General features: G+C 72.0%; 20 protein-coding genes, 1 tRNA gene and 1 pseudogene. 13 read left to right on the top strand and 9 right to left on the bottom strand.

The genetic code is table 11. The annotated features are described in order from the left end of the window. Window positions 1–78 precede the first annotated feature (78 nt). A complete protein-coding gene (locus QOZ86_RS19425) occupies window positions 79–1,500 on the top strand; it encodes a glycine--tRNA ligase (protein WP_284493623.1) in 1,422 nt (473 codons plus the stop codon). Window positions 1,501–1,544: 44 nt separating this feature from the next. Here the strand turns inward: QOZ86_RS19425 and QOZ86_RS19430 are convergent, their stop codons facing one another. After that, window positions 1,545–2,630 carry a type IV toxin-antitoxin system AbiEi family antitoxin domain-containing protein gene (locus QOZ86_RS19430; protein WP_284493624.1) on the bottom strand — a complete coding sequence of 362 codons (1,086 nt, stop codon included), beginning with the start codon at window positions 2,628–2,630 and terminating at the stop codon, window positions 1,545–1,547. Window positions 2,631–2,852: 222 nt separating this feature from the next. Here QOZ86_RS19430 and dusB point away from each other — a divergent pair, with 222 nt between their 5' ends. The 7 genes from dusB (at window position 2,853) to QOZ86_RS19465 (ending at window position 11,001) form a co-directional block, all read left to right on the top strand. Continuing rightward, complete coding sequence (gene dusB, locus QOZ86_RS19435; protein ID WP_284493625.1) at window positions 2,853–4,013, top strand: tRNA dihydrouridine synthase DusB; 1,161 nt, start codon at window positions 2,853–2,855, stop codon at window positions 4,011–4,013. Then, a complete protein-coding gene (locus QOZ86_RS19440; protein ID WP_284493626.1) occupies window positions 4,010–4,453 on the top strand; it encodes an Rv0361 family membrane protein in 444 nt (147 codons plus the stop codon). The genes dusB and QOZ86_RS19440 overlap by 4 nt, the downstream gene beginning before the upstream one ends. A 173-nt stretch (window positions 4,454–4,626) precedes the next feature. Then, on the top strand, window positions 4,627–7,347 hold the full coding sequence (gene ppdK / locus QOZ86_RS19445) for a pyruvate, phosphate dikinase (protein ID WP_284493627.1): 2,721 nt from the start codon (window positions 4,627–4,629) through the stop codon (window positions 7,345–7,347). A gap of 79 nt (window positions 7,348–7,426) precedes the next feature. Continuing rightward, on the top strand, window positions 7,427–8,050 hold the full coding sequence (locus QOZ86_RS19450; protein ID WP_284493628.1) for a YdcF family protein: 624 nt from the start codon (window positions 7,427–7,429) through the stop codon (window positions 8,048–8,050). 70 nt (window positions 8,051–8,120) lie between these two features. Next, window positions 8,121–8,564, top strand: coding sequence for a hypothetical protein (locus tag QOZ86_RS19455; protein ID WP_284493629.1), 444 nt, complete (start codon window positions 8,121–8,123; stop codon window positions 8,562–8,564). Then, window positions 8,564–10,450 (top strand): DNA primase, encoded by a 1,887-nt coding sequence (dnaG, locus tag QOZ86_RS19460; RefSeq protein ID WP_284493630.1) that lies wholly within the window; start codon window positions 8,564–8,566, stop codon window positions 10,448–10,450. Before QOZ86_RS19455 ends, dnaG begins: the two co-directional genes overlap by 1 nt. After that, complete coding sequence (locus tag QOZ86_RS19465) at window positions 10,447–11,001, top strand: hypothetical protein (protein WP_284493631.1); 555 nt, start codon at window positions 10,447–10,449, stop codon at window positions 10,999–11,001. Before dnaG ends, QOZ86_RS19465 begins: the two co-directional genes overlap by 4 nt. A gap of 13 nt (window positions 11,002–11,014) precedes the next feature. On the opposite strand, the gene QOZ86_RS19470 is transcribed toward QOZ86_RS19465, so the two are convergent. Beyond that, window positions 11,015–11,224, bottom strand: coding sequence for a hypothetical protein (locus QOZ86_RS19470; RefSeq protein WP_014375446.1), 210 nt, complete (start codon window positions 11,222–11,224; stop codon window positions 11,015–11,017). Between the two features lie 138 nt (window positions 11,225–11,362). Here QOZ86_RS19470 and QOZ86_RS19475 point away from each other — a divergent pair. Then, window positions 11,363–11,435: transfer RNA gene (locus QOZ86_RS19475), tRNA-Asn, on the top strand. 225 nt (window positions 11,436–11,660) lie between these two features. Further along, window positions 11,661–12,029 carry a hypothetical protein gene (locus QOZ86_RS19480; protein WP_284493632.1) on the top strand — a complete coding sequence of 123 codons (369 nt, stop codon included), beginning with the start codon at window positions 11,661–11,663 and terminating at the stop codon, window positions 12,027–12,029. A 180-nt stretch (window positions 12,030–12,209) separates the two neighbouring features. On the opposite strand, the gene QOZ86_RS19485 is transcribed toward QOZ86_RS19480, so the two are convergent. From QOZ86_RS19485 to QOZ86_RS19510, 6 genes are read right to left on the bottom strand one after another with little or no spacing between them, the layout of a single operon-like run. Next, a complete protein-coding gene (locus QOZ86_RS19485; RefSeq protein ID WP_284493633.1) occupies window positions 12,210–14,168 on the bottom strand; it encodes an allophanate hydrolase-related protein in 1,959 nt (652 codons plus the stop codon). After that, window positions 14,165–14,857, bottom strand: a complete 693-nt coding sequence (locus QOZ86_RS19490) for a cysteine hydrolase family protein (RefSeq protein ID WP_284493634.1) — start codon at window positions 14,855–14,857, stop codon at window positions 14,165–14,167. The genes QOZ86_RS19485 and QOZ86_RS19490 overlap by 4 nt, the downstream gene beginning before the upstream one ends. Window positions 14,858–14,874: 17 nt before the next feature. After that, the gene (locus tag QOZ86_RS19495; protein WP_284493635.1) at window positions 14,875–15,870 is read right to left on the bottom strand and encodes a carbamate kinase; all 996 of its coding nucleotides are present in this window, start codon (window positions 15,868–15,870) and stop codon (window positions 14,875–14,877) included. Further along, the gene (locus QOZ86_RS19500; RefSeq protein ID WP_284493636.1) at window positions 15,867–17,243 is read right to left on the bottom strand and encodes a YlbE family protein; all 1,377 of its coding nucleotides are present in this window, start codon (window positions 17,241–17,243) and stop codon (window positions 15,867–15,869) included. The genes QOZ86_RS19495 and QOZ86_RS19500 overlap by 4 nt, the downstream gene beginning before the upstream one ends. Then, the gene (locus QOZ86_RS19505; protein ID WP_284493637.1) at window positions 17,240–18,751 is read right to left on the bottom strand and encodes an AllF/FdrA family protein; all 1,512 of its coding nucleotides are present in this window, start codon (window positions 18,749–18,751) and stop codon (window positions 17,240–17,242) included. The genes QOZ86_RS19500 and QOZ86_RS19505 overlap by 4 nt, the downstream gene beginning before the upstream one ends. After that, window positions 18,748–19,410 (bottom strand): oxamate carbamoyltransferase subunit AllH family protein, encoded by a 663-nt coding sequence (locus tag QOZ86_RS19510; RefSeq protein ID WP_284493638.1) that lies wholly within the window; start codon window positions 19,408–19,410, stop codon window positions 18,748–18,750. The genes QOZ86_RS19505 and QOZ86_RS19510 overlap by 4 nt, the downstream gene beginning before the upstream one ends. A 361-nt stretch (window positions 19,411–19,771) precedes the next feature. On the opposite strand from QOZ86_RS19510, the gene QOZ86_RS19515 reads away from it, so the two are divergent. After that, complete coding sequence (locus tag QOZ86_RS19515) at window positions 19,772–21,292, top strand: PucR family transcriptional regulator (RefSeq protein WP_284493639.1); 1,521 nt, start codon at window positions 19,772–19,774, stop codon at window positions 21,290–21,292. 74 nt (window positions 21,293–21,366) lie between these two features. Here the strand turns inward: QOZ86_RS19515 and QOZ86_RS19520 are convergent. Continuing rightward, window positions 21,367–21,632 (bottom strand): annotated as a pseudogene (locus QOZ86_RS19520) (IS3 family transposase); the annotation flags it as partial. A 51-nt stretch (window positions 21,633–21,683) separates the two neighbouring features. Here QOZ86_RS19520 and QOZ86_RS19525 point away from each other — a divergent pair. After that, window positions 21,684–22,163, top strand: coding sequence for a transposase (locus tag QOZ86_RS19525; protein WP_284493640.1), 480 nt, complete (start codon window positions 21,684–21,686; stop codon window positions 22,161–22,163). Between the two features lie 121 nt (window positions 22,164–22,284). Then, the coding region (locus QOZ86_RS19530) for a transposase (RefSeq protein ID WP_284491805.1) at window positions 22,285–22,570 on the top strand (286 nt) is incomplete at its 3' end.

Consider the following 22,570-nt stretch of genomic DNA (forward strand, 5'->3'; position numbering starts at 1 on the left):
GGCGACCCGACGGAGCCGCGGAGCGGCCAACTACCGTGGAGCGGTCAACCACCGACCGCCAGCCGGATGGAGCCCCCCGTGGCAGCGCCCGAGACACACGCCGACTCGACCAGGAAGCGCGACCCCCAGCGCCTCGACAAGGTCGTCAACCTCTGCAAGCGACGGGGCTTCGTGTTCCCGTCCGGCGAGATCTACGGCGGTACCCGCTCCGCGTGGGACTACGGGCCGCTGGGCGTCGAGCTCAAGGACAACATCAAGCGGCAGTGGTGGCGCACCGTCGTCCAGAGCCGGGACGACATCGTCGGCCTGGACTCCTCGGTGATCCTGCCCCGCCAGACGTGGGTGGCCTCCGGGCACGTCGGCGTCTTCACCGATCCGCTGACCGAGTGCCAGAGCTGCCACAAGCGGTTCCGTGCCGACCACCTGGAAGAGGCCTACGAGGAGAAGAAGGGGCGGCTGCCGGAGAACGGCCTGGCCGACATCTCCTGCCCGAACTGCGGCACCACGGGCGCGTGGACAGAGCCGCGCGACTTCAACATGATGCTCAAGACCTACCTGGGCCCGGTCGAGGACGAGTCGGGCCTGCACTACCTGCGTCCGGAGACCGCGCAGGGCATCTTCGTGAACTTCGCCAACGTCATGGGTGCGGCGCGCAAGAAGCCGCCGTTCGGCATCGGCCAGATCGGCAAGTCCTTCCGCAACGAGATCACCCCGGGCAACTTCATCTTCCGCACCCGCGAATTCGAGCAGATGGAGATGGAGTTCTTCGTCGAGCCGGGCAGCGACGAGGAGTGGCACCAGTACTGGATCGACGAGCGCACCCGCTGGTACACCGACCTCGGCATCGACCCGGCGAACCTGCGGCACTACGAGCACGCCAAGGAGAAGCTGTCGCACTACTCGAAGCGCACCGTCGACATCGAGTACCGCTTCGGCTTCCAGGGCTCGGAGTGGGGCGAGCTCGAGGGCATTGCGAACCGCACCGACTTCGACCTTTCCACGCACACCGAGCACTCGGGCACGGACCTCTCCTACTTCGACCAGGCCACCAACACCCGCTGGACGCCGTACGTCATCGAGCCCGCGGCGGGCCTCACCCGCTCGCTGATGGCCTTCCTCGTCGAGGCCTACAGCGAGGACGAGGCGCCCAACGCCAAGGGTGGCGTCGACGTCCGCACGGTGCTGAAGCTCGACCCGCGGCTGGCGCCGGTGAAGGCCGCCGTCCTGCCGCTGTCGCGCAACGCCGACCTCTCGCCCAAGGCCCGCGACCTCGCCGCCACCCTGCGGCGGAGCTGGAACGTCGAGTTCGACGACGCCGGCGCCATCGGCCGCCGCTACCGCAGGCAGGACGAGATCGGCACGCCGTTCTGCCTCACCGTCGACTTCGACACCCTCGAGGACGACGCGGTGACCATCCGGGAGCGCGACTCGATGAGCCAGGAGCGCGTCGGCCTGGGCCAGGTCGAGTCCTACCTCGCCGCCCGCCTCCCCGGCTGCTGAACCCTCCCGGCTGATGGGGAGCCGCGCCACGGCACGGCTCCCCATCAGGCCGGGCGGCTCGCCGTGCCGACGCGGTCGTCGGCGCGCGGCAGCCAGCCGTCGTCCCCCCGGTCCTCGTCGCGGACCCGGCCGGCGGCCCGCGGGATCTCCCGGAACCGGCGCGCCACCGGACCGCGGACGCCCAGCGCACGCCGCAGGGCGTCGCTCACGTCCCGGCGTCGCCGCTCGTCGAGGTCCTCGGCCGCCAGCCGGACGAACCGGACGCCGAGCGACCGCAGCTCGTCCTCGGTGCGCTTCTCCCGCCAGAGCTCTTCCTCCGGCGTCCGTCCGTACCGCGGCCGCCGGTACTTGACCCGGCCGTCGAACTCCACAGCGAGTGCTGCCTCGGGGTACCAGCCGTCGACGACCTTCAGCAGCCGGTCACCGGACCAGAGCTCGACCTGCGGGACGAAGGAAGGCAGCCCGAGGGCGGCGAACACCAGCCGGCCGTAGGTCTCCAACCACGACTCCGCCCTGCCGTCGGCCAGCTGCACCGCGCGGACCGACCGGGGCACCCCGGCCACCCGCGACTGCCTGTCCAAGACCCGCGTGAGCTCTGCGCGCGTGGTCAGCCCGCGCAGCAGCGCGGCATCGACGGCCGCCACCGCGTACACCTCGCTCCAGGACCGGGCGACGTCCACCAGCGTGCGCGCCGCAGTGGTCACCCGGTACGCCCCGCGCACGGTCACCTCGTCCTCCGGCAGCGCCGCCCTGGTCATCAGCCAACCCCGACCGCGACGCCACCGGACCGGGTCGGTGAGCTCCACCGTCATCGCGACCGGGCGGGGACGGGGCAGCCCCCAGACCCACGCCGCCGTGCCGCCGCTCAAGACGACGGAGGGCCGGTCCAGTCCGGCGAGCACGGCCAGCGCATCCAGCCCCGGACGGCGCCCGGTCCGCTCGACCTCGGTGAGATCGGCCGCCGTCACGAAGATGCCGGTGCGCAGCCGCACCCACGTCCCCGCGCGCACCGCGGTGCGGATCTCGCTCTCCCCGATCCCGTGGCGGGCGAGATCGGCGGTCGTGAAGATGCCGAGCCGGCGGCGCACCGGTTCGTCGACGGCGAGCGGGAGGCGGAGCGGCACCGGCATGGGCCCACGGTGCACGGCGCGGGGCCCGCGGGCACCGGCGGACGACCATCTGGGGACGGCGGCCCCGTCGTGGACGGCGCGCAGCCCGGGTGCCCCCCGGTCTGGTAGCGGACGCCTGGGCACCTGATGGGAGGCCGCGCCGGGGCGCGGCCCCCCATCAGCTGAGATGGCTCGCCCGGCCGGGCGCGGTAGTGACGAGGCTCTCCGCCTACTCTCGGTGGCATGACCGCCACGCTCGAGCCGACGACGACGGTGCTGCCGCCGTTGCGGCTCGGCGCGCTGACCGTCGACCCGGCCGTCGTGCTCGCGCCCATGGCCGGGATCACCAACCCGGCGTTCCGCACGCTGTGCCGGGAGTTCGGGGCGGGCCTCTACGTCTGCGAGATGATCACGACCCGCGCGCTGGTCGAGCGCAGCGCGAAGACGCTGCAGATGGTGCGGGCCACGGCCGACGAGAAGGACGCGTTCTCCGTCCAGCTCTACGGCGTCGACCCGGCGACCGTCGGGCGTGCGGTGGAGATGCTGGTCGACGAGGGCGTCGCGGGCACCCGGCCCGCGCACATCGACCTGAACTTCGGCTGCCCGGTGCCGAAGGTGACCCGCAAGGGCGGGGGCTCGGCGCTGCCCTGGCGGCGGGTCCTGCTCCGCGACATCGTGCGGACGGCGGTGCGCGCGGCGCGCGACGTGCCGGTCACCATCAAGACCCGCATCGGCATCGACGCCGACCACGTCACCTACCTCGACGCCGGGCGGATCGCCCAGGACGAGGGCGCCGCCGCGATCACCCTGCACGGGCGCACCGCCGACCAGCTCTACAGCGGCACCGCCGACTGGTCGCCCATCACCCGCCTCGTCGAGGCCGTCGACATCCCGGTGCTCGGCAACGGCGACATCTGGGAGGCCGACGACGCGCTCCGCATGGTCGCCGGGACCGGCTGCGCCGGCGTCGTCATCGGGCGGGGCTGCCTGGGCCGGCCGTGGCTGTTCGGCGACCTGGCCGCCGCCTTCGCGGGCCGGCCGAGCCGGGCGCTGCCGACCCTGCGCGAGGTGGCCGCGATCATGCACCGGCACGCCACGCTGCTGAGCGAGGAGCAGGGCGAGCTGCACGGCTGCACCGACTTCCGCAAGCACGTCGCCTGGTACCTCAAGGGCTTCTCGGTGGGGTCGGACACCCGGCGTGCGCTGGCGATGGTGAGTGGCCTCGGCGAGCTGGCCGGCCTGCTCGCCGGCATCCCCGACCAGCCCTATCCGACCGGGGTCCTCGGCGCGCCCCGCGGCCGCACGAGCACGCCGCGGCCGGTGTCGCTGCCCGAGGGTTGGCTGGCCGACCGGGACGACCCGCGGCCGCCGACGGGAGCGGAGCTGGAGGTAAGCGGCGGATGAACACGGAAGGCCCGTTCCTGTACGACGAGGGCCCGGCGCCGCTGCACACCGGCACGCCGCGCAGCTACCAGGGGTGGCTGATCGGCGGCGTCGTCGGCATCACCCTGCTGGCCGGCGGCATGGTCGGCGCCCTCTACCTGGTCCAGGGGTCCCCGGCGGAGCAGGCCACCGAGGTCAGCGAGGTGTTCTTCACCGCGCTCGCCGCCGGCGACGCGGAGACGGCCCACCAGCTGCTCTGCGAGGCCGAGCGGGACCGGCTGGACGTGGCGGGCATGGAGCAGGAGTACCTGCGACCGGGCGGCGCCCAGGTGGGCTCCGTGGCGGACGACGACCTCGCCGGGGCGCAGGTCCAGCAGGTCACCGTCCGCTGGGACGACGGCGCCACGGCGCGGGTATCGGTCGTCAACGAGGACGGCCCGCGCGTCTGCGGGATCGACTAACCCCTCCAGGGGTCGCGGTGCTCCCTCGCCTGCGCCAAGATCCATCTACTCGCCGGTAACGCCTGCCTCCGCGGCCGGCAGGAACTGCCGGGACGGGGCAGACCGGGGGGCTCCCGGTGCGGCACCATCTCGGGCATGCGAGGGGTCGGCTCTCGAGCACGGAGGTGTCAACGGTGACCATCAATACTGATCAGTCGGCGCAGGCCAAGTGGGTCTACGACTTCAGCGAGGGCAACAAGGACCAGAAGGACCTGCTCGGTGGCAAGGGGGCCAACCTCGCCGAGATGACCAACCTGGGCCTGTCGGTGCCGCCGGGCTTCACCATCACCACCGACGCCTGCCGCCACTACCTCGAGCACGGCGGCACGCCCGAGGAGCTCGATGCCCAGGTCACCGAGCACCTGACGGCGCTGGAGAAGGCCATGGGCAAGACGCTCGGCGACCCGGCCGATCCGCTGCTGGTGTCGGTCCGCTCCGGCGCGGCCGCCTCGATGCCCGGGATGATGGAGACCGTCCTCAACGTCGGCCTCAACGACGAGTCGGTGCAGGGCCTGGCCGACCAGTCCGGCAGCGAGCGCTTCGCCTGGGACTCCTACCGGCGGCTGATCCAGATGTTCGGCAAGACGGTGCTCGGGATCGACGGCGAGCTGTTCGACGAGGCGTTCGACGACGTCAAGCGCGCGCAGGGCACCGAGTCCGACCTCGACCTGGACGCCGGGCACCTGCAGGACGTCGTCGTCCGGTTCAAGGCGATCGTCCGCGAGCGCACCGGCTCGGACTTCCCGCAGGACCCGCGCGAGCAGATGGACATGGCGATCAACGCCGTCTTCGATTCCTGGAACTCCGACCGGGCGATCATCTACCGCCGGCGCGAGCGGATCCCGAGCGACGCCGGCACCGCCGTCAACGTCTGCTCGATGGTGTTCGGCAACCTGGGCTCCGACTCCGGCACCGGCGTCGCGTTCACCCGCGACCCCGGGAGCGGGGCGCAGGGCGTCTACGGCGACTACCTGCAGAACGCCCAGGGCGAGGACGTCGTCGCGGGCATCCGGAACACCGTGCCCCTGGCCGACCTGCAGGACATCGACCAGGAGGCCTACGGCGAGCTGATGACGACGATGTCGCGGCTGGAGTCGCACTACCGCGACCTGTGCGACATCGAGTTCACCATCGAGCGCAACAAGCTCTGGATGCTGCAGACGCGCGTGGGCAAGCGCACCGCCGGGGCCGCGTTCGTCATCGCCACCCAGCTGGTCGACGAGGGGCTCATCGACATGGACGAGGCGGTCCGCCGGGTCACCGGCGACCAGCTGGCCCAGCTGATGTTCCCGCGGTTCGTCTCGGGCGGGGACGCCACGCAGCTGACCCAGGGGATGAACGCCTCGCCGGGCGCCGCCGTCGGCAAGGCGGTCTTCTCGTCCGAGACGGCGGTCCAGTGGGCCGACCGCGGCGAGAAAATCGTGCTCGTGCGCCGGGAGACCAATCCCGACGACCTGTCCGGGATGATCGCCGCGGAGGGCGTCCTGACCAGCCGCGGTGGCAAGACCTCGCACGCCGCCGTCGTCGCCCGCGGCATGGGCAAGACCTGCGTCTGCGGTGCGGAGGAGCTGCAGGTCGACACCAAGGCGAGGAGGTTCACCGCGCCCGACGGCACCGAGGTGAACGAGGGCGACGTCATCTCCATCGACGGCTCCACCGGCAAGGTGTGGCTCGGCGAGGTGCCGGTGGAGCCGTCCTCGGTGGTCCGGTACTTCGAGGGGGAGATCGACCCGGATTCCGGCGACGCCGATGACCTGGTGCGCAGCGTGCACCGGATCCTGACCCACGCCGACGAGGTGCGCCGGCTGGGCGTCCGCACCAACGCCGACACCCCGGAGGACTCCGCCCGGGCCCGCCGTTTCGGTGCCCGCGGGATCGGCCTCTGCCGCACCGAGCACATGTTCCTCGGGAACCGGCGGGAGCTGGTGGAGAAGCTCATCCTCGCCGACGGCGACGCGGAGCGGCAGGCCGCGCTCGACGCGCTGGAGCCGCTGCAGAAGCAGGACTTCCTGGAGATCTTCGAGGCGATGGACGGGCTGCCGGTCACCATCCGGCTGCTCGACCCGCCGCTGCACGAGTTCCTGCCCGACCTCACCGAGCTGTCGGTGCGCGTGGCGCTGGCCGAGGAGCGCGGCGAGGCCGACGAGGGCAACCTGCGGCTGCTGGCCGCGGTGCGCGGCATGCACGAGTCCAACCCGATGCTCGGGCTGCGCGGGGTGCGGCTGGGCCTCGTCGTCCCCGGCCTGTTCGCCATGCAGGTGCGTGCCATCGCCGAGGCCGCCTGCGAGCGCAAGCAGGCCGGCGGCGACCCGCGGCCGGAGATCATGATCCCGCTGGTCGGGGCCGTGCAGGAGCTGGAGGCCATCCGCGAGGAGTCCGAGCGGGTCCTCGCCCAGGTGTGCGAGGAGTGCGGCATCGACGTCAAGCCGCTGATCGGCACCATGATCGAGGTGCCCCGCGCGGCTCTGACGGCCGGCGAGATCGCCTGCTCGGCCGAGTTCTTCTCCTTCGGGACCAACGACCTCACCCAGATGACGTGGGGCTTCTCCCGGGACGACGTCGAGGCGGCGTTCTTCCACCAGTACCTGGACAAGGGGATCTTCGGCATCTCGCCGTTCGAGTCCCTGGACCGGGACGGCGTCGGCCGGCTGGTGCAGATCGCGGCGGAGGCGGGCCGCGCCGCCCGCCCCGACCTGAAGCTGGGCATCTGCGGCGAGCACGGTGGTGATCCCGAGTCGGTGCACTTCTTCCACGACGTCGGCCTGGACTACGTGTCCTGCTCGCCGTTCCGGGTGCCGGTCGCCCGGCTGGAGGCCGGCCGTGCCGCGCTCCAGGGGGGCCGCGCCGGCTCCTGAGCGGTCGGTGCTGCGGGGTGGGCGGGCACACCGTCGCCGGAGGACGCGCGCCGTCACAGCCGCGTGGTACCCATGACGGGTGCGTGTGTGGAGTCTGCTGACACGGGTGGCGGGGGCCGGCGTCCTGGCCGTCCTGCTGTTCGTGGCCTCCACCGCGCTGGCCATCTGGTACACCGCCCGGCAGGACACCCGGCCGTCGTCGGACGCGATCGTCGTGCTCGGCTCGGCGCAGTACAACGGTGTCCCGTCGTCGATCTTCGAGGCGCGGCTCGAGCACGCGCTCTCCCTGCACGAGCAGGGCGTGGCCCCGGTGATCGTGACCGTCGGCGGCAAGGCGGCCGGCGACCAGTTCACCGAGGCCGAGGCCGGCCGCGACTACCTGGCCGCGGCCGGCGTGCCCGCCGACGCGCTGCTCGCCGTGCCCGAGGGTGTGGACACCCTCGAGAGCATGCGGGTGGTCGCCACGGCCTCCGCCGAGCGGGGCTGGGAGAGCGCCGTCCTGGTCACCGACCCCTGGCACGCGATGCGGGCCGAGCGCATGGCCCAGGACGCCGGGATGGACGCCGTGAGCTCACCGACGCGGCAGGGCCCGGCGGTGCAGACCCGCGCCACCCAGTTCCGGTACATCCTGCGGGAGACTGCTGCCTACCTGCTCTACCGCGTGACCGGCGAGAGCGTCGCCGGTGCACCCGGCATCGGCTGAGGAAGGGACGACGGTGCTCGAACTGGGCGAGGCCGGCTCACACGGCTGCCCGCGGGGTGACGCGCCGGTCGTGCGCGATGGTGCGGTCGTCGCCGTGCTGCGCGCAGCGAGCTGGCGCCAGGCCGCCACGGCGGTCGTCGGCGACCGGGAGTGGCGGTTCGGCCGGCGTGCAGGTGAGTTCGTCGGCCGCTGGGCCACCGAGCCCGAGGACGCCGTGCGGCTGCGGGCCCTCCGGACGTCGTTCTGGAAGAACACGTGGGCCGCCGAGCTCGAGGGGAGGCCGGTGGAGATCGCGGCCGTCTCGATGTGGCAGAGCACGCACCGGATACTGAGCGGCGGCCGGCAGGTCGCGGAGAGCGGCTCGACCGGCGGCTGGTCACCGCTGTCCGCCGACGACTCGCCGCCCCTGCACCAGCAGGTCTTCCTGCGCTGGATGGAACTGGTGCTCCACCGTCGCGACACCGCGGCCATCGACGCGGCGACGCCGGTCGCCGTCATCGGGGGGAACAGCTGATGGCCGGCCGGGGCCGGATCCGGGCCGCGGACATCGCGCTGGTCCGCGACCGCAGCAAGATCGACGAGATCGTCGGTGAGCACCTGCAGCTGAAGCGGGCCGGCGGCGGCAGCCTCAAGGGGCTGTGCCCGTTCCACGACGAGAAATCGCCGTCCTTTCAAGTGACGCCGTCGCGAAACCTATTTCATTGTTTCGGGTGTGGGGTAGGCGGCGATGTCATTTCTTTTGTTCAGCAGATCGACCATCTCTCCTTTTCTGAGGCCGTCGAACTGCTGGCCAATCGCGCCAACGTCGAGCTCAAGTACGAGGACGACGGCGGCCGCCCGACTGCGGGCCCCGACCGGGCCTCGGTCGGCCAGCGGGCACGGCTGGTCTCGGCCAACACCGCCGCGGCCGCCTTCTACGCCGAGCAGCTGGGCAGCCCGGAGGCCGCGCCCGCCCGCCAGTTCCTCGCCGACCGCGCCTTCGACCGGCAGGTCGCGCTCGACTTCGGCTGCGGCTACGCGCCCGGCGGCTGGGACGCGCTCACCCGGCACCTGCGCGCCAAGGGCTTCAGCCAGGCCGAGCTGGTCACCGGCGGCCTGGCCAAGGAGTCCTCGCGCGGCACGCTGATCGACCGGTTCCACCGGCGGCTGGTGTGGCCGATCCGGGACATCACCGGCGACGTCATCGGCTTCGGCGCCCGCAAGCTCATGGACGACGACCCGGGCCCCAAGTACCTCAACACCCCGGAGACCCCGCTCTACAAGAAGAGCAGCGTCCTCTACGGCATCGACCGCGCCAAGCGCGACATCGCCAAGCGGCACCAGGCCGTCGTCGTCGAGGGTTACACCGACGTGATGGCCTGCCACCTGGCCGGTGTGACGACGGCGGTGGCCTCCTGCGGCACCGCGTTCGGTGCCGAGCACATCGGCGTGCTCCGCCGGCTGCTGATGGACCAGGACGAGTTCCGTGGCGAGGTGGTCTACACCTTCGACGGCGACGCGGCCGGCCAGGCCGCGGCGATGAAGACCTTCGCCGAGGACCAGCGGTTCGTCGGGCAGACGTTCGTCGCCGTGGAGTCGGAGGGGCGCGACCCGTGCGAGCTGAGGCAGGAGCACGGCGACGCCGCCGTCCGCGACCTCGTCGCCCGTCGCGCCCCGCTCATCGCGTTCGTGCTCAAGACGACGCTGGCCGGCTACGACCTGAACACCGTCGAGGGCCGGGTGGCCGCGCTCGAGAAGACGGTGCCGTTGGTGGCCGGCATCAAGGACCACGCGTTGCGGCCGGCCTACGCCCGGGAACTCGCCGGGATGATCGGCAACACCGACGAGGCCGAGGTGCTCGAGCGCGTCCGGCGACTCACCGGTGACGGGGGAGGAGCCGCGCCCCGGGGCCGGTCGCGCGCACCCAAGCGGACCCCGGACGATGCCGCGATCGCCGTCGAGCGGGAGGCGGTCAAGGCCGCGCTGCAGACGCCGGAGTACGCGGGCCCCGCCTTCGACGGCGTCCCGCCGAGCGCCTACACCGACCCCGACTACGCCGCCGTGGCCGCGGCGGTGGCCGGGGCCGGCGGTGCGGCCTCCGCGGCCGTCACCGGGCCGGCCTGGCTGGACGAGGTCGCCGCGCACTGCGGGCAGGAGAGCGCCCGCGCGCTGCTCACGGCCCTGGCGGTGGAGCCGATGCGGTCGGTCACCGGCGAGCCGGATCCGACGTACGTCAACGCGATCATGGCCCGGCTCCAGGAGATGGCGACGGTGCGGGAGATCGCCGCGCTCAAGGGGCGGCTGCAGCGAATGAACCCCGTCGAGCAGGCCGACGACTACATGAAGGCGTTCAAGCAGCTGATGGACCTCGAGCAGCTGGCCATCTCGTTGCGCAAGCGGGCCATCGGTGGTCTCGGATGAGCTTTCTCGACCAGGTCCGGCGACGGTTCGCGCGGCCACCCGAGGCGGTGCGGGCGGCGGTGGCGGCCGATCCGGACGAGCAGGTGCTGGCGTGGGGCGTGCTCGCCCGCGACGCCGGCTGGCTGGCCGCCACCTCGCGCGGCCTGCGCCGGGTCGGTGCGGCGGAGGGTGACGACCTGCTGCCGTGGCACGAGGTGGGGCACGCCCGCTGGGCCGCCACCACCGGCGGCGGCACGTTCGACGTCACCCCGCTGACCGAGGTGGAGCCGGGCGTGCAGGCCCGGCTGCCCGTGGTGCGGCACGTGCTCACCGACGCCGGTGACCTGCCCGCGATCGTGCGCCGGCGGGTGGACCAGACCATCGTGACCAGCCGGCGGGTGCCGCTCCCCGGCCAGGGCGGACTGCTCCTGGTGGCCCGCCGGGTGCCCGGTCAGGCCGCCCGGGAGTGGACGGTGGTCTTCGACGACGACGGCCAACGCGACGACCCGGTGGCCCGGGAGACGGCGCGGCGGAAGCTCGCCGAGGCGCTGGCCGCGGAACAGCCCGACTGAGCCGGGCGCACGCTCAGCGCGGGGGCTCGCTGCCCAGCTGGGCCTTGAGCGTGGAGACGGCGTCGTCGGCCTTGGCCTGGGCCATGCCGGCGATGCTCTGCAGGCGCGGGTCGTCCTTGGCCTGTTCCCAGGCGCGACGGATCTGCTCGTAACGCTCGCGGCCGGCCCGTGCCCCGAGCACGTAGCCAGCACCGAATCCGGCGAGGAACGACAGCTTGGCCACGGGGAACCTCCAGGGTGTACGGGCGGTGAACGACGGACACGCTACCTGTGGCGCACAACGCTTCGCCGCCTGCGAGCCGCACGCGGACCCGTCCTGAGCGTGGGGTACTCTCGTCGGGCCAGCGGGTCGCACCGCTGATCCCCCGTAGCTCAATTGGCAGAGCATGCGACTGTTAATCGCAGGGTTATTGGTTCGAGTCCAATCGGGGGAGCGCAACCAGGGCTCTGGCCAGCGAGTTCGCTGACCGGAGCCTTTTTCCATGACCTGACCCGGACCCGTCGGGCATCCTTTGGACATCCGGAACGGATGAGGAGGATGCCGTGGGTCGGCCACCGCTCCCGCTCGCACGTACGGCAGGGTCCTCTTCATCGCGCAGCCCAGCGGTCAAGTCGAGGTCAGGGCGAAGTTCCGGGACTTCGACGGCCGGGTCCGGCTGGTGTCCAAGACGGGCCCATCCCGGGCAGCGGCCGAGCGGGCGCTGAAGGCCGAGCTGACCGGCCGCCAAGCGCCCGGCGGTATGGGTGCGGTCACTTCCGCGACGCGAATGGTCACGTCGGCCGATGCCTGGGTGGAGGCCCACCAGGGCTGGTCGACCGGCACACAGCGCACCTACCGGTCGGTGGTCAGCAAGCAGGTCAAGCCGACCTTCGGTCAGCTGTGCGGCCGCGAGGTGATTCCCGGCGTGGTGGGCCAGGCGCTGTCCGCCATCGCCGAGAGCAGCGGACCGGGTGCGGCCAAGACAGCGCGGGCGTGCCTCTCCGGGACGTTCGCACTGGCGATCCAGGACGGCGCGCCATCGCGGTGAATCCGGTGCGCGACTCGACCGCCAAGATCAGCGGTGGTAGGCGCGCGCCGCGCGCACTCACGGCGGCAGAGACCTGACGACTCGTCGAGTTGTTCCGGACCAGCGACCGCGCGGTCGAGCTGACGGGCACGGCCTTCGATGGCATCACCATCGAAGGCCGCGCCCATGCGTAGCAACAGATCAGTGCGCCGACGGTGCCACCGTGGCGCGGTACTGGCGCCAGCCTCCGTGCGCGGTGATCTCCGGATGGGCTTCGGCCATCTCGCGGGCGTAGAGGATCCCTGGCACCACGCGTCCGTCGATCAGTTCGACGGGGCCGCGATACAGGCCGGGGGGCTCACCCTCGATCACCTTGAGCAACACCTCGATGGGGATCTGGTAGAGCTCCCCCGAGATCGACGCGCCCTGCTCGCCATCGTTGACCTGGTACATGCCCGGGTGCACGTCGCCGATGGTGTGCACCCGGTACTTCGGCGCGGTCGCGGTCTCCTCGAGCAGTTCCGCGCCGGCCAGGTTGCCGTGCAGCTCCAGGCCGCGCATGAGCGTGCCGTTGACGAACAGCAACTCGTCGTCCAGGACCCCGTCGTCGTCGTTGCGCCCCTGCCAGCCGAAGTAGGCCAGGATCACGGCGAGGAAGACGTACCCGAGGGTGACCGCAGGGGACGCGTTGATGCCGACTTCCAGCGCATTGATCAGCCCGACGAACGACAGCACCGCCCCGACGGCGGCGGTGACCGCCGCCGCGTACATCTTCCGATCGATGACGAAGCAGGCGATCGCGCCGAGGACGATGCCGACGAGCACGGCCCCCTGCCCGAGCAGCTTGAGCCCGTCGTAGACCACGCCGTTCTCGACCAGTGTGGCGACGCCGACGGTGCCGGCGTCCGTGCCCGCGGCGGCCAGGGCGTTGTCGATCTGCCCGGTCGCCCACTCGGCCAGGCTCGGCAGCATCGCCAGCACGATGGCCGGGGCGTACCGGCGCGCGCTGACGTTGAACGCCTGGGCGCCGATCACCAAACCGATGTAGAGCAGCACCGGCACCAGCGCCTGCATCGGGAAGATCGCCAGGAAGGTGCCGACCAACCCGGTGAAGGCCACGACGGCGACCACGATCCCGGTCACCAGTGAGTAGCCGATGCGCCCGCCGACCTGCTTCCACCCCGGGTGGCCGATGTAGACGGCCGGCGGGAACGGTGATCCGAGGAACGAACCGATCACCGCGCCCAGCCCGTCGGCCGATAGCACCTGCCGCACCGAGTAGCGGTCACCCGCGGCGGCCGCAGACTCCACGTTCGTCATGCCCTCGGTGAAGTTGTAGATGCCGAGCGGGATGGCCGAGGCCAGCAGCGGAGCGATGTCCTGCAGCCCGGTGATCACGTCCCCGGTCGGGAACGGCAGCCGCAACGCGAGGTCGGAGATGGACTCGGCGACCGCGCTCGGCTGCAGGATGCCCGACCAGCCGGCGAGCACGCCGATCCAGGCCACCGCCGTGGCGACCAGGACGGCGAGCAGACCCACCGGGACGCCGAAGGGCATCTGCCGGCTGCCCAGCCAGCCGACCAGGATGAACGCCAGCGCGATGAACGCGATCCACGGCGCCTGCCACATCTGCGCGGCCGGGCTCATCGAGATGAAGGTGATCGAGATACCGGCGAGCGCGCCGAGCAGCGCCGCCCGCGGGGTCCAGCGGCGGATGTACGGCCCGAACACCGCGCCGAGCAGCACGATGCAGCCGATGATGAAGGCCCACGCCAGACCGGCCCGCCAGGCGGTCAGCGCATCGCCGGTGGCCAGCAGCACCGGCAGCATGACGACGAACACCACGATGAACGTGTGCGGGACGCTCGGGCCGTACGGCAGCGCCGTCACGTCGCTGCGTTGCTCGCGCCGGGCCAGCCGCCGGGCCAGGAACGCGTACCAGATGTTGCCCAGGGGCAGGGCGATGCCCAGCGCCGGCAGGATGCGCCCGTACACGGTGTCGGCGGGGATCTGCACGACGGCCAGGCACAGCCCGGTGAGCACGATGACGTTCAGCAGAACGTTGGTGCCGAGGCCGAACAGGCCGTTCCAGTCGCCCTTGACCCACCACTTGGCCACGTCGGGCCGGGTGCCGCTCGTCGCTCCGACCTTCTCGCTCATCTCACGTTCTCCGTCTGTACGGGGGACCGGTCCAGCGCGCTCAGCAGATCGGCGGACGTGCCGACCCAGCCGACGATCCCGCCCTGGGCGGCGAACATCGCCAGGGCCGAGGCATGGAACTCGGGGAAGTACGACCCGGTGCAGTCCGAGAGGACGAGCGACTCGAAGCCGCGGTCGTTCGCCTCTCGCACCGTGGACTGGACGCACACCTCGGTGGTCACGCCGGTGACGACCAGGTGCGTGATGCCCCGTGCCCGGAGGATCGTCTCCAGGTCGGTGGCGTAGAAGGAGCCCTTGCCAGGCTTGTCCAGCAGGACCTCGCCCGGCTGGGGGGCGAGCTCGGGGACGATGTCGTGACCGGCCGAGCCGCGCACGAGCAGCCGACCCATGGGCCCTTCGTCGCCGATCCGCAGCGTCGGGTTGCCGCGGTCCCGCTTGGCCGGGAACAGGTCGGTCAGGTCGGGACGGTGCCCTTCCCGGGTGTGGATGACGGTCAGGCCGCGCTCCCGGAAAGCGGACAGCACGGCTCGGGTGGGCTCGATGGTGCTGCGCAGCCGGGACACGTCGTTGCCCAGTGACTCTCCGAATCCCCCGGCCTCGACGAAGTCCCGCTGGAAGTCGATGCACAGCAGCGCGACGCGCGCCGCGTCGAACACGTAGGGGTGGGGCTCGGCCTGGACCGTGATCATGGTGTTCTCCTGTTGCCTCATCGAGCGGCTCCCGGCGACTCGGCCGGAGCCTGCCCGGCCGGCGCGGTGATGTGGGTCCCTGCCTGGCCCGCGAGGGCCTCACGCAGCTTCGGCAGTGAGGTGATGACGGCGCGCTGGCCGCCGTCCTGCAGGAACTGCAGCGCGGATTCGACCTTCGGGCCCATCGACCCGGCGGGGAACTCCCCGGCCTCGACATGACCGCGCATCTCCGTCGCGCTCACGTCGGCCAGCGCCCGCTGGCCGGGGGTACCGAAGCCGACGTAGACCTGGTCCACGCCGGTGACGAGCACCAGCGTGTCCACGTCGACGGTGGCCGCCAGGACGGCGGACGCGCGGTCCTTGTCGATGACCGCATCCACGCTCTGCCACCCCTGCTCGGTCTGCACCACCGGAATGCCACCGCCGCCCGCGGCGATCACGACGGCCCCGCTGCTGGCCAGGGCGCGGATCTGGTCGGCTTCGATGATGCGGCGGGGATGGGGACTGGCCACCACGCGCCGGAAGATACCCGGCGACGTCTCGGTGACCGACCAGCCTTCTTGCGCCGCCCGCAGCCGGGCGACCTCGGCCTTCATAGGAGAGCCGATCGGCTTGGCCGGGGCGGCGAACGCCGGATCGTCCGGGTCGATCTCCGCGTGCGTGAGCACGCCCACCGCGCGTGTACTCACACCACGTCGGTCCAGCGCGGAGTCGATCGCGATCGCGAGCAGGTGGCCGATGCCGCCCTGGGAGTCGGCGACGGCCAGCCAGAGCGGGAGGTCGGGCAGCCCTTCGATGCCGGCCTCGGGGGCGACGAGCTCGCCCCGGCGCAGGATGAAGCCGACCTGCGGCCCGTTGCCGTGGCTGACCAGCACCGTCCACCCGTCCGCCACGAGTTCGGCGACCTGGTCCGCGAAGGCCGCGGCACGCTCCTGCTGGAGAGGGACCGAGCCCGGCTCCCCGTCGAGCACGAGGGCGTTGCCCCCGATGGCGACCAGTGCGGTGCGGCTCATCGGGCGCTCCTCGCGTCGTGCAGGGCGGCCACGGCCTGCACGAAGACCTCCGGGGGTGCCGTCACGATGCCGGCGCCGATCTGACCGACCCCGGCCTCGCGGTGCGCGATGCCGGTGTTGATGACCGGGAGGACGCCGGTGTCGAGGACCTTGAGCACGTCGATGCCGCTCGGGCTGCCCGCGAAGTTCAACGGTGGCAGCGGGAACGCCGGGTGCGGGGCCAGCGTGATGCGCCGCATCGAGCGGGTCGTGGCCAGGGCGTCGTCCGGGGTGCCGCCGACGAACCGGGTGATCGCCGGGGACGCCGCCATGGCGAATCCGCCGATGCCCAGCGTCTCGGTGATGGCGGAGTCGCCGAGATCGGGGTTGGCGTCCTCGATGCCGTACCCGGGGAAGAACAGACCGTCCGCCGGGCCGACCGGCGCGGTGAACCACCGCTCGCCGGTGCCGGCCACCCGGAGCCCGAACTCGACGCCGTTGCGTGCCATGGCCGTGACCAGCGTCGAGTGCTCGATGCCGACCGCGGCGTCCAGGGCGAGCTTGGCTCCGGCCATCGACAGGTTCAGCGCGAAGTGGTCGTTGCCCGCGAGGAACTGCAGCACCTCGACGCCGCGGGGCAGCCCGGCGAGGACGGGAGCCAGGCGGCGGGTCAGCAGGCTCGTCGCCGCGACGTTGCGGTTGTGCCCCTCGTCGCCCATCGCCAGCGCCTGGCCGAACAACGCCGTCACGTCGACCGGCTCGCGGCCGCGGAGGGCCTCGTCCAGGACCGGGCCGAGGACGTCCCGCATCCACGTCAGGCGGGTGATGACCTCGTCGTCGAAGGCGCCGAAGCGCAGCACCTTGCCCAGCCCCTCGTTGAGTGAGGTGAAGGCCTGGCGTCCGCCGTCCTCCACGACGAACACCGGCATGGAGGGCGCCAGCACGCCGGCCATCGGCCCGACCGCGCCGGAGTGATGGCAGGGGGACACGGGGATCCGCCCGGACCGCAGCTGCGCCTCGGCGTCCTCGGCGTCCGATGCCCAGCCCTCGAACAGCGCCGCCCCGATGAGCGCGCCCAGCATCGGGCCGCACATGCGCGCCACCTCGATCGGTGGCCCGGCGTGCAGGAGGGTCCGTCCCTCGGCGATGCCCGGCACGACCTCGCGCGCCGAGCGGACCCGCACCAGCCGCGGGCGGACCGCGTGCACGGCGGCGATGGCACGTTCGTTGGCCTGCCGGGTCAGCTCGTCGTCGAGGCTGACGGCGCTGCGGGCCGCCTCCGCGTCCCCGAATGCAGGGGGGCGCCAGTCGAGCTGGACGACGTCGGCGGCGGGCACGCCCTCGACGATGAGCGGCAACCCGACGTTGAGCACCCGAACTCCTCCGGTGATCATGCGGTCTCCTGACTGTGCAACTGGGTGGACTCGGTGGTCAGGGAGCCGGTCACGCGGGCCACGGCGTAGCGCGCCGCGGCGGCGTTGGACGGCTGGAGCACGACGCCGGCTTCCCGCAGGATCCGGCGCTGCGCGGCGATGTCCTGCGGATCCGCGGCGGTACCGCAGACCGACCCGACGACGACGAGGTCGCGGCCGTCGGCGGCGGCCGTCGTGCGGGCGCTGCGCACGGCATCGGCCAGTGGGGTGGCCGGATCGGCGCTCGCGCCGAACCCGAGGACGAGGTCGACCAGGACCAGGCCGACGTCGCGCTGGGCGCCGGCCTCGGCGACCCGGTCGGCTCGCGCCGACGGATCGATCATGGGATGGGGACGGCCGGCGGTGTACTGGTCGTCGCCCAGATCCAGGATCTCGGCCTGCACGCCCGCCCGGCCCAGCACGACCTTGGCCTCGGAGGCCAGCGTGCCTCCGGTATAGAGCCCCAGGACTCGGCCCGGCAGGGGAGTGGACGAGCCATCCTCGTCCCCGCCATCGCGCGGGAGGGTCAACGGCTTCTTGGCGAGTGCGGCGGCCGCGGCGGCTCCACCCTCCAGGGTGCCGCGGACCGCCACCGGTCCGTCGGCATCGGCCTCGCCGAGCAGGCAGGCCACCACGGGCTTGCCCAGCCGTTCGAGCCGCGCCAGCAGCCGCTCGGCCACCTCGGGCGCCGGCGGCTTGGAGACGACGACGACGATCTCGCTCGCGTCGTCCGCGGCGACCAGGTCCAGCGCCAGGTTCGTCATGAGGCCGCCGACCTGGCCGGACAGGTCTCGGCCGCCGACCCCGATGAGCTGCGAGATCCCCGAACCGGCGGCGTCCAGCAAGCAGGACACCTCCTGGGCTCCCGTACCGGAGGCCGCGACGATCGCCACGGGGCCGGAACGGACGGCGTTGGCGAAGCCGAGCGGGACCCCGTCGAGGACGGCGGTGCCGCAGTCGGGCCCCATGAGCAGCAGCCGGCGGTCGACCGCCATGCGCTTGAGCCGGACCTCGTCCTGCAGCGACACGTTGTCCGAGAAGCAGAAGACGTGCAGCCCCTGCCGGAGCGCCTGCTCGACGACCACCGGCGCGTAGGTGCCGGGCGTGGAGACGGTCGCGAGCGTGGCCTCGCCGGTGACGTCAAGTCCCTCGGCGATGGTCTGGGGGGCGACCTCCGTCGACGAGCCGCCACCGCGCTGCTCGGCGGATGTGAGGCCGGCCTCGGCCGCCTCCAGGGCATCGGTCGCCGTCGCCTCGTCGGCGGCCCGCACGACGAGGACCAGGTCGTCGGGGGCGGCGGTGAGGTCGGGCGGCAGCATCTGTGAGCGGCCCAGGATCTCGAGGTTGCCCGGGGTGGCCATCACTGCTCCGGCACGGAGCACCCCCTCCCGCTTCTCGATGCTCGAGGCGAGCGCCATCAGGGCGACCGAGTCCCGGTACAGGCGGGGGAAGACCTTGGCCTGCAGCGTCTCGGTATGGGGTGAGCTCATGCACTACTCCTCTGTGGGGTCGGTTCCGGGGTCGGTTCCGTGCGTCGGCGGGTCGGGCGAGGGACGAGCGCGGCCAGCGAGCCCGCCACCCCGGTGGCGAGATCCACCCCCGAGGTGGCGCCCCGGTTGCGCGCCCCCGCGACGGCGGCCGGCGCCGCCGCCGGGTCGGAGAGCGCGGCGACCAGCAGGTGGACGTGCTCACCGAACTCGCCCGCGATCGCCGCGGTGAGGTCGTGGCGGGAGATGGTCGTCGTCCGGCCGAACAGCGGGCGGAGCCGGTCGCCGAGCAGCGCCCGCGCGGCGTGGGCGGCGGACCCGGGGAGCAGGGATCCCGTGGCCGCGTCCAGCCCCGCCAGCACGCCCACGATGACGTCGTCACCGGCGGGGGTCGCCCCCGGTCCGGCGCCGACGAGCCGGGACAGCAGGTGCGTGACCCGCTCCCCGTCGGCGGCGAGCGCCGCGCGCAGCAGCGGACCGGCCAGTGCCCGTGACGGCCGCGGGTCCATGACGTCATCGACGGCGCCGGACCCGACCTGGTCCGCGCGGAGCAGGGCGACGAGTCGACGTACGGCGCGGGGATCGACGGCGGCCGGCCGGATGCGCAGGTCGACCCTGAAGATCCCGTCCGAAGGGATGGCGCGCCACGCGCCGAAGTCCACCTCCGCAGGTCCTTGGGAAGAACCGGCCAATGTGGCGGTCACCGCAGCGAAAGAGTGCTCGTCCGGCAGGCACACGCCGCCCGGCACGAGGCCGCGGCCCGGGGACGTCACCCCCAGCAGTCGCTGGCCCGGACCGCCGGGCGCGGACCGGAGAATGGCTGCCGACTGTCCGACATGGACGACGTGCCAGGCCGGCGCAGCCTCCCAGGGGGGCTGGCCGGTCGGGATGCGAACCCGCTCAGGAGCCGCGAGTGGCAGGCTTGGCACGCCCCCGAATGTAGGGAGGACGAGGTCGATTGGCAGCATCCGAATCGGACCGTCTTCCAGGCGGAGGATGTCCGGAAGGGACAAGGAGGTACGCGTGAGCACCGTGACCGTGCGGGAGGTTCTGACCCTGGCGCCGCTCCACGGGGCCTACGTCGTGGCGGGCGAGGCCGGCCTGGACCGTGTCGTGTCCGGTGCGAACGTCATGGAGGTGCCCGACATCGAGGCGTACGTCAAAGAAGGCGAACTCCTGCTGACCACCGGCTATCCCGTGCACGAACGGCCCGAGCGGTTGGTGGAGATGCTCCCTGCCCTGGTCTCCCGGGGGCTGGCCGCGCTCGCCATCAAACCTCTGCGCTACCTGGGGAGGCTGCCGGATCGGTTGCTCAGCGAGGCCGAACGCCTGCAGTTCCCCGTCCTCGTATTGCCCGATCACACCTCCTTCAACGAGGTGATCGGGGCTGTGCTCGCCGTCGTACTGGCCGAGTACGGCGCCGAACCGGGTGGTGCGGAGGTCATCAGGGAGCGGTTGACGGGCATCGCTCTCACCGGGGGTGGGCTGGAGGAGATCGCCCGCACGCTCGCAGTGACGCTGGACCGCGAGGTCACCATGGTCGACCACGAGGACATCGTGCTCGGGCGAGGAACGCCCCGGAGCGAGTCGAACGCCGGGCAATCCGGCGGCATCCCGGAGACCAGCCCATGGGTTTTTCCCATCACCGTGGCCGGCGCTCAGCGGGGCCGGATCCTCGTTGGTGGGTCGGACGAGCCGACCCTGGGGCACCGCCGGCTCATCCGTCAGGCCTGCTTCGCCGCAGGAATGCACATCGCTCAGGCGCTGGCGAGCCTCGAACTGGATCGGCGGCTGCGGGCGCTGTTCCTCGAGGAGCTGGTGACAGGCCCGAGCATCGACGAGCCGATGCTGCAGCAGCGGTCCCGTCTCTTCGGCTGGGACCTCAGCGGTCCACACGTGGTGCTGATCGGGCAGTGTTCGGCGGAGTTGTCGGACGCGCAGATCGCGGGGGCTGCACGGCGGACGCTGCCCTCTGGCGCGCTGGCATGGTCGCGCGGGCAGGAAGTCGTCGCCGTGGTGCCGGTCCGGGAGCCACCCACCAGCGCAGCCGTTGGGCGCGGCCTGGGGAAACCCACACTCGAGGAGCGCTGGCGGAGAACACTGCTCGAACTCGGACCGGACGCGGTCATCGTCGCAGTCGGTTCCATGGCGCAGGAGCCGAAAGACCTAGCAGGCAGTCACGCTTCGGCCCGGGCCGCACTGCGCATCGCCGGAGTCACCGGCAGGGACGTCGTCCGGAACGACGATCTGGCGCTCGAGCGGCTGCTCCTCGCTGTCCCTGGTGAACTGCTGAGGGAATTCGTGGAGCGAGAGATCGGATCCCTCGTCGCATACGACGCCGAGGTCGGCGGCGACCTGTGCGGCACGTTGGCGGCCTACCTTGGCGTGGGGAACGGAGCGGAGGCCGCGCGGCGCCTCTTCATTCACTACAACACCGTGAAGCACCGGATCGCCCGCATCGCGGAACTGACGGGAGCGGATCTGCACGACCCCCGTGCACGGCTGAGGCTGGCCTTCGCGTTGGAGGCGCGCACACTGCTCTAGAAGCCTGCCGAAAAGATCCCATTGTCGAAGGGGTAGAGCGTCGGCGATTTCGGGCTCTTGGGACTGCCCAGACTTCAGTTGACTCTGTGCGGTAGGTGGAATGAGGCCGCGTGAGCGGCCTTGGCCAGTGCCTCGAATTCGATGTGGGTCATGCGGCCGAGGGTGTCCTGGCGTCGGCGGCGGTGGTAGGTCTTCTCGATCCAGACGACGATCGCCAGGCGTAGCTGCTCGCGGATGGCCCAGCGCTGGCGGTTGAGGACGTTCTTCTGCAGCAGGCTGGAGAGGACTCCATGGCGGCGTTGTCCGCGCATGCTCCGACCCGGCCCATGGTGGAGTTGACCCGCTTCGGACGACCCCTTCCTTGGGCTTTCAGCCCAAGGAAGGGGTCGTGATGGGCCGACCAAGCAAGTTATCCCCCGAGTTCCGGGAGCAGGCCGTGGAGTTGGTGAAAGCGACCGGCAAGACGGTCGCCGAAGTGGCTCGTGACCTGCAGATGAACGACACGAGGTTGGGCAACTGGGTCAAGGCCGACCGGGCCCACCGCAAGACCGCCCCGGTCGTCGACGCGGTGACCATGGCGGTGCACCGCCGCGGCGGCCGGGTGCCCGGCGTGATCCACCCGAAGCTCCTCGCGACCTGGGCGATCGACTGGTCGTCAACGCAGGGTTACTGGTTCAAGTCCAGTCGGGGAAGCCAAATCGTGCCTCTCACCAGCAATTCCGCCGGTCAGGGGTCTTCGACTTCCGCGGGGTGGGAGGGTGAGAACCCGACTCGCTCCCGACTTCCATTGCTCATGTTGCGCTCTCAGAGCGTGTCCGGGAACTGGGCGTGTCCGCGCGGGCGGGAAGGCGGACTCCTGGTAGGGCGGTAGGTGTCTACGCCACCACCTACCAGGAGTCCTGGTGTCATCTTCCCCGACTTGCACGTGTGCGTCCTGCCCGGCCAACAGCACCACCGGTAGCGACCGGCGATCGGGGCTTCCGCGCTGCCAGGTGTATCCGTCCTCGGCGACCACCGACGCCCAGTGGGCGCTCATCGAGCCGCTGCTGCCGCCGCCGGGCAACGCCGCCGGGCGCGGTGGCCGCTCGGAGAAGCACGACCGCCGCCTGCTCGTGGACGCCATCTTCTACCTGGTCAGAGGCGGAATCACCTGGCGTGAACTGCCCCGCGAGTTCCCACCCCGCTCCACGGTCTGGGACACCTTCACCCGCTGGGTGCGCAGCGGAGCCTGGGCTCGCCTCCACGACGCGCTGCGTGACCAGCTACGGGTACGCCTGG

Source organism: Blastococcus capsensis (assembly GCF_030165005.1).
Classification (GTDB): Bacteria; Actinomycetota; Actinomycetes; order Mycobacteriales; family Geodermatophilaceae; genus Blastococcus; species Blastococcus capsensis.

What these genes read in the sequence shown, in the direction of transcription:
- QOZ86_RS19485 (WP_284493633.1), bottom strand. Translation starts at nt 14,168, where the DNA reads ATGAGCGAGAAGGTCGGAGCGACGAGCGGCACCCGGCCCGACGTGGCC.
- QOZ86_RS19525 (WP_284493640.1), top strand. Translation starts at nt 21,684, where the DNA reads ATGGGCCGACCAAGCAAGTTATCCCCCGAGTTCCGGGAGCAGGCCGTG.
- QOZ86_RS19430 (WP_284493624.1), bottom strand. Translation starts at nt 2,630, where the DNA reads ATGCCGGTGCCGCTCCGCCTCCCGCTCGCCGTCGACGAACCGGTGCGC.
- QOZ86_RS19465 (WP_284493631.1), top strand. Translation starts at nt 10,447, where the DNA reads ATGAGCTTTCTCGACCAGGTCCGGCGACGGTTCGCGCGGCCACCCGAG.
- QOZ86_RS19440 (WP_284493626.1), top strand. Translation starts at nt 4,010, where the DNA reads ATGAACACGGAAGGCCCGTTCCTGTACGACGAGGGCCCGGCGCCGCTG.
- QOZ86_RS19505 (WP_284493637.1), bottom strand. Translation starts at nt 18,751, where the DNA reads ATGAGCTCACCCCATACCGAGACGCTGCAGGCCAAGGTCTTCCCCCGC.
- dusB (WP_284493625.1), top strand. Translation starts at nt 2,853, where the DNA reads ATGACCGCCACGCTCGAGCCGACGACGACGGTGCTGCCGCCGTTGCGG.
- QOZ86_RS19500 (WP_284493636.1), bottom strand. Translation starts at nt 17,243, where the DNA reads ATGATCACCGGAGGAGTTCGGGTGCTCAACGTCGGGTTGCCGCTCATC.
- dnaG (WP_284493630.1), top strand. Translation starts at nt 8,564, where the DNA reads ATGGCCGGCCGGGGCCGGATCCGGGCCGCGGACATCGCGCTGGTCCGC.
- QOZ86_RS19495 (WP_284493635.1), bottom strand. Translation starts at nt 15,870, where the DNA reads ATGAGCCGCACCGCACTGGTCGCCATCGGGGGCAACGCCCTCGTGCTC.
- QOZ86_RS19490 (WP_284493634.1), bottom strand. Translation starts at nt 14,857, where the DNA reads ATGATCACGGTCCAGGCCGAGCCCCACCCCTACGTGTTCGACGCGGCG.